The sequence below is a fragment of the Shewanella sp. MBTL60-007 genome (assembly GCF_019654915.1).
Classification (GTDB): domain Bacteria; phylum Pseudomonadota; class Gammaproteobacteria; order Enterobacterales; family Shewanellaceae; genus Shewanella.
In genome coordinates, this window is record NZ_BPET01000028.1 from 61,210 (window position 1) to 67,516 (window position 6,307).

Annotated in this window: 7 protein-coding genes; 6 read left to right on the top strand and 1 reads right to left on the bottom strand. The window is 47.2% G+C overall.

All coding sequences use genetic code 11. From position 1 onward, the window contains the following. Positions 1 to 4: 4 nt before the first annotated feature. The 5 genes from K5Q92_RS12365 to K5Q92_RS12385 all read left to right on the top strand — a co-directional run bounded on the left by K5Q92_RS12365 (position 5) and on the right by K5Q92_RS12385 (position 3,944). Positions 5 to 985 (top strand): hypothetical protein, encoded by a 981-nt coding sequence (locus K5Q92_RS12365; RefSeq protein ID WP_220769303.1) that lies wholly within the window; start codon positions 5 to 7, stop codon positions 983 to 985. Continuing rightward, positions 985 to 1,272: a hypothetical protein gene (locus K5Q92_RS12370; protein ID WP_220769304.1), complete on the top strand. Its 288-nt coding sequence runs from the start codon at positions 985 to 987 to the stop codon at positions 1,270 to 1,272. Before K5Q92_RS12365 ends, K5Q92_RS12370 begins: the two co-directional genes overlap by 1 nt. Before the next feature lie 104 nt (positions 1,273 to 1,376). After that, positions 1,377 to 3,200, top strand: a complete 1,824-nt coding sequence (locus K5Q92_RS12375; RefSeq protein WP_259649565.1) for a hypothetical protein — start codon at positions 1,377 to 1,379, stop codon at positions 3,198 to 3,200. 12 nt (positions 3,201 to 3,212) lie between these two features. Further along, entirely contained in the window at positions 3,213 to 3,425 is a 213-nt protein-coding gene (locus tag K5Q92_RS12380) for a hypothetical protein (protein WP_220769305.1), read from the top strand. A gap of 30 nt (positions 3,426 to 3,455) precedes the next feature. Next, complete coding sequence (locus tag K5Q92_RS12385; RefSeq protein WP_220769306.1) at positions 3,456 to 3,944, top strand: hypothetical protein; 489 nt, start codon at positions 3,456 to 3,458, stop codon at positions 3,942 to 3,944. A 19-nt stretch (positions 3,945 to 3,963) separates the two neighbouring features. Here the strand turns inward: K5Q92_RS12385 and K5Q92_RS12390 are convergent, their stop codons facing one another. Next, positions 3,964 to 5,025 carry a site-specific integrase gene (locus tag K5Q92_RS12390; protein ID WP_220769307.1) on the bottom strand — a complete coding sequence of 354 codons (1,062 nt, stop codon included), beginning with the start codon at positions 5,023 to 5,025 and terminating at the stop codon, positions 3,964 to 3,966. A gap of 108 nt (positions 5,026 to 5,133) precedes the next feature. Between K5Q92_RS12390 and dusA the strand changes: the two genes are divergently transcribed. Further along, complete coding sequence (dusA, locus tag K5Q92_RS12395) at positions 5,134 to 6,153, top strand: tRNA dihydrouridine(20/20a) synthase DusA (RefSeq protein WP_220769308.1); 1,020 nt, start codon at positions 5,134 to 5,136, stop codon at positions 6,151 to 6,153. Positions 6,154 to 6,307 lie beyond the last annotated feature (154 nt).

Here is a 6,307-nt window from a genome sequence, read left to right on the forward strand (position 1 = left end):
TTAAATGGTAGATGCAGTAACGGTATTTAGAAACATAGACGCAGGGGCGCCACAACTTACAGGTCGTAAACCTAGTGATATTGTAGCGATACTAAGGGCTTGTTTGGTTGATGGTTATGGGTCAAAACAACCACTTGGCTGGACAGTCGAGTTTGACAATGCAATTGACGTTGGGGTCGTTTTTAGAAACAACGTGGCGGCAGGCGGTAGCGGCGGGTACTGTAAGTTTTCCGCCAGTGCAGACACCGCAGGTGCAATGCTCGATATCAGGTCGGCACAATCAATGACCGACATCGATACGCTTATCAAAGCTGGATACAGGTCAAGAATCGGCTCACACAATGTTAACTGGACAGAGTGGTGGGTTGTCGGTACCCCAAAGGCGTTTTATCTGATTATCGGTGACAGTGTTGATACTCGCATGGGAGCTAGGCGAGCGGTGCTAGAGAGTCAATTGTTTTGCGGTGACATTCATTCATTCATTCCACAAGACCAGGCGCCTTTCATAGCAAACTGTAATTACTATGCTGGTGATGCTCAGATGAACAGCGCATCATACTCAAACTGTTTCATGTACTGGTGGAGAAACCGTACTAACAAAGCACCTTTGAACGGACTTAAAATGTACGGTGCTGATGGTACGAGCAATGCAGTGGATCACGGATTTATGACCCCGAGTGGTCATTTCAGTGAGTACGCAAGTAGTGCGCCATCGGTCAGGCAAGGTGTGTATTGTGACACACTGATTGGGGTACACAGTGTTTCCCCTGATTCATCCGCAGTAGACCCAGACGGAGTACCTTACGTGAGCAGCAGGAAATATCCCGCATATCGGGGCAAGCTGCCTGGAATCCTAAACGAAGTATTCACCTCTATTCAAGATGGTACGTACCCTATGGTCATAGATGTTGAAGGGCAGCAACATCTGGTTTTCAGACAGCCCGCACTAACTCTCAACGTATGGTTAAACCTTGAGGAGTGGTAATGATAAAATTTATGCGACATTCTACGCTCGGCATGGCCGCTGCCAATAGAGGTAAACTTGAGCTTGACTTAGACCCACTGTCGGAAAGGCACATTGTAACAGACCGCAAGACTGGTGAGACATTATTCATCGGCAACAATGACATAAAAATTCATTATTTCGATGGTAAGTATGCGATTGATGGGAACCTAGTCGTGACCATTCTTGATGACAATCGAGAATACAATGCAGCTGTTGTCGATGGTGTTAAGTGTGAAGCAGTTGACTTAGTGCAAACACCAGCATGATAAAATTATCACTCATCAGTGGGCGGTTAGATGCAACTAGCCCAGTTGGAATTTCTTTTATAAAAAATCCAAATCGGGCGATTCTAAGGTTTGAGCAACCATGGTTGAATGCTGAATCCCCCGTAACCATCGAGCACCCTAAAAACCCGAACAGAGTTGTGCTTAGATTTTCTGAATCTTGGGGCAACTTACGTTCGCCAATTAAGATAAGGTTTGAGGGCGAGCAGCCACCACAGCCGCCAATCCGTGATGGCGGCATAGGGCTCGATATTGTGCTGGCTTGGCTGGAACCATTACAGACCGAGGCACAATTGGCAGTGGTAGGCCATACCGATAGAGTCGCTAATCAATATCAACTCGATTGGTTAGCAGATATTGCCACGCAGCAGCAAATAGCCTTGGGTTGGCACTTGGGGCCGCTGCACAATGCAAATATCAGCCTGCCGTTATTGCTGGGCGCTCAGCAACAGCAAGTGAACCGTTTTGCTTGGGCCTTGCCTGTATTGCACCAATCAATCACCTCGGTTGATTGGTTAAGCCTTGAAACAGTCGAGGCTAGTGTGCAGGCGGCGTGGGCGATAACGGCCACTTATCAGCTTGACACCCCACTAAGCTTTGATAATGCTGAGCAGGTCGATGTACAGCTTGCGCTTAGTTATCTTGTAATGGGCAGTGATATCAATCAGCAACTAGCAATCGTTTGGGGACCACATCAAGCGAGGTGGATTTGCTCAACTAAGTACCGACCGCCAGCGGTGGGTTTATTTAGCGTTCGCTTTAGCGAGTCAGCGCTTGATAATGCTCAGCAGCCAATCACCTTAAGGTTTACCGAGTCAGACCGATATTGTTATTTCGATGATGGCGGTGGCTTGGTCGATGGCAACCCATCACTACCCGACCTTGATTTTAAGGTACCCATTGAACCTCAGATCCGTAGGGCTTATTTAATGCAGCCAACCTTAACGTGTACCCGAGTCAGTGACTCACTCGCCATAGTGCTAGATAGCGTCAGCTTTAGCGACAGCCGCAGCCAATACGCGCAATCGGTTAACCTGCAATTTAGCAGTGCTATCGATGCCAGTAACGCAGAAAATGAATTACTGTTGATTGATATCAATGGCTATGAGTTTTTTGCGTTAGCAGAGCAGCCATCAACTCGCTCAGCCTTTGGCACTGCCAGCTATAGCAGTGCAGGCCGTAGCCGTTCGGCGCTGCTTTCAACCCCATGGCGAGCGCCAATCAGTTATACCAATGATGTAGCTCGCTCATTCGCGGGCTTGCTGGGTGATCTGCTCACTAACTCGGGTTGGTCGATAGAGCTTGTTGGTATTACTGATTTTACGGTACCGGCTGGGGCGTTCTCTATCATGGGTAAATCACCCATCGATGCCGTGAGTGAGGCTTGCGCTCAAATAGGCTGCATGGTGATCCCCGATGAGTTTGCCAGTAAGTTGAGCATTGTGCCGCGCTGGCCCACTTCACCTTGGGCCATGGATAGCGCCATTGCCGATATTAATATTCACGACTCGGTGATCATGAGTTACAGCAGCCAAAAGCAGATTAACCAGGCGTGTAATGCCGCTTGGGTACGTGGTGAGCAAAAAGGGGTAAGCGCTAAGGTTAAACGTGCAGGAACGGCAGGCGATATCGCCACCGCCGACATTACCGCACAATTAATTGTCGATAATAAAGCTGCTCGTTTAGCGGGTACTAATGTTATAGCTGATACAGGCAACAAGCAGAAAATCACGGTTACTTTGCCACTCATGGCCGACTTGCCGCCGCTGAAAAAGGGCATGTTAATCGGTGTGACCTATCAAGGCGATGTGTTTAAAGCAACCTGTGACAGCGTGAGCATTAGCGCCAGCATGGACATTAACAGCGGTCTTGATGTTATCCAAACCGTTACCCTCATTCGCCACTTGTAAGGAGTGCCAGCAATGTTTAAGCAGCTACAAAAAGCGCTCTCACTGCCACGTATGATCATGACGGTCCAAAGCGATAATGGTGATGGTACCGTCAAGCTCATTAGCGACTCAGGGCTAAAAGCCACTGCCATCGGCAGTGGTAGCGCTGGCAGCAAGGTTTATGTGCAAGATGGACGCATATTAGGCACCGCCGCCGACTTGCCCCACTCTGAAATAGAGGTGTAAACTACAATAAAGTCATGGAGGATTTTATTGATGAGAGCGTTATTACTTGTTTCTATCTGTTTGTTTGCCGCGCCAGCAATGAGCGAGGTATACCGCTGCGCCGATGGCGTATATCAATCCGATCCCTGTGATGAGTCGAGTAAGCCCGTTGATTTAGATAATGGCTCATCAATGGCGTTCGTGATACCCAAACAGCGTGAAATGATAAAGTTCGATACGGTAGAGCAATTACCTGAACAAGCCGCAGCTGCCAACGCGCACCCATGCAAGAAAGTTAAAATCGACAGTGATGCTATTCGCTTTCGCCAACTCACAACCTGTATGACTGAGAGTCAAATGCTAAAAGCGGCGGGTCCTCAACAATACAATGTTTATGAGTATTTCAAAGAGGGCAGGCATTACAAAGAATATCGATTTACAGAGCCAAGGGCAGGCTTTGGCTCGTTCGCACTGGTCGAGGGCGGTTATGTGGTTGATGCGGTGAGTAGTCAGACACTAACTAACTCAGGCATTAACTAATAAGCTAATACCTGATGTGTTAAATGTCTTTTTCATGTAACCGGCTAGGGAACAACTCAGTATAAACTTGCCAAAGTGTATTGATGTTTCTATGGCCGGTAACTTGCGCCACTTCATCAATGGTATAACCTTTCTCAAATAATCGGCTGGCACCCTCACGCCTCAAATCGTGATAGCGCAGATCAACAATCCCCAAGGCTTTACGCACCCGCTGAAAACCTGCAGTAACAGAGCGCTCATTGTAGGGAAAAATCCGCTCATCGGTTCTAGGCTGTTTTTGCAGTATCTCCCACGCGCCACCCAATAGCGGTACCAGCATGTGATTACCTACCTTTTTGCGCGGGTCTTTACGATCACGCACCATCACTGCTTTTTGTTCCTCGTTGACATCTTCCCACCGAATACGGCAAACCTCACCAATTCGCATACAACTCAGAATAGAGAAATCAAGCAGATCAACATAAGGTATCCCACTCGATGCTTGTTGGTTCATTCTTTCGAGTAGTCCAGCTTTTAGTTTGGTTATTTCGTCAGCTGTAGGCCTGCGAGAACGGCGTTCTGATTTACCTATTAACTGTTGATCATGCAACGCAGGGTAAGCATCAACAACTGGACTCTCTGAGCAATTGAGTCCGTAAGACGGTTTGGCCATCTTTAGCGCCCACCTTAAATAACTAACGTCATGTGATACGGTCGATGGTCCAGCCCCAGACTCAATTCTTTGCTTGCAATGTTCAACGATGTGATGAGCTTGAATCTCTGCAATATTGATTTTTCCTAAGTCACTATCAGCGAGCATTTCAAGGACGTACTTTTTCGTTCGGCCAAGTTTTACGTGAGAGTCGTTTAAGAATTTACCTATCAACTCAAACAGTGGGGTACCCAAGGTACCCACATCAGGTACCCCATTCCGTTCAATATCCACAACTTGCTGTCTGCCCCAGCTATCAGCCGCAGCGTTCTTTGTAAACGTTTTAGATGCGCTGTATACTATCTTGCCTTTTTGCTTGACTCTGACTGAGCATTTATAGCGATTAGTGCCATCGGCTCTCTGTCTTGGTTCTATTCTATAAAACGCCATTTTAGGTATTCGTCCTATCCGTTAGGGTACCTGCTAGGGTACCTGATGAACTAAAAACATGCAAAAATGCTTAAAAATCTTATGAAAATACTTAAAGTGTAAAACTCAATGAAATCAATAGAAAGTCACGAATCACAGGCAGTTAAAGGCATACGGATTAATCGCACATTTTCCATTGCGCCCATGCTGGATTGGACCGACAGACATTACCGCTACTTTGCGCGTTTGATGTCTTCTCAGGCGCTACTGTATACCGAGATGGTGACAACCGGCGCTATATTGCATGGACGAGGTGATTACCTAGCTTATAACGAAGAGGAGCACCCGCTTGCGTTGCAACTTGGTGGATCAAATCCGGTCGATCTAGCGGCTTGCGCCAAGCTGGCCGCACAGCGTGGTTATGATGAGGTTAACCTTAATGTCGGCTGCCCATCGGATAGAGTGCAGAACGGTCGTTTTGGCGCTTGCCTTATGGCTGAGCCTGAGCTCGTTGCCGAGTGCGTATCGGCGATGAAGCAGGTGGTGGATATTCCAGTTACGGTGAAAACCCGTATCGGTATCGATGAGCAAGATAGCTATGAGTTTTTGACTCAGCTTATAGACACGGTGAAAGCCGCGGGTTGTGAAGAGTTTATTATTCATGCCCGTAAAGCTTGGCTGCAAGGCTTAAGTCCAAAAGAGAATCGCGAGATCCCGCCATTAGATTATGAGCGTGTCTATCAGCTTAAGCGTGATTACCCTGAGCTAAATATCTCGATTAATGGTGGCGTAAAGACTCTAGAGGAGTGTCAGACTCATCTGCAACACCTAGATGGAGTCATGGTTGGCCGTGAAGCCTATCAAAACCCTTATATCTTGGCTGAAGTGGATCAGAAGCTGTGCGGTATGGATACGCCTGTGATCAGCCGAGATGCCGTTTTGGAGAAACTACTTCCTTATATAGAGAAACACCTGCAACAAGGTGGCCGCTTGAATCATATCACCCGCCATATTATTGGACTCTACCAAGGCGAGGTCGGTTCGCGAGTATGGCGCCGTTATTTAAGTGAAAACGCCCATAAGCAAGGCGCTGGAATCGAAGTCATTACTCAAGCTAGGGCTGAGATGGACTCGGTTGTTAGTCTGTAATAGAGCGAGTTTAGTGAAATTCACCAGAGCATGGTGAGTTTCACTAATTTCTTTTTGTGTTCAAACATTGTTCAGTTCCCCTCAAAAACTTCCACAATAAAATATTACTTAAAAACAGTGGTTTAACGATTTGCTTGAAAGTTGGCACACCTAT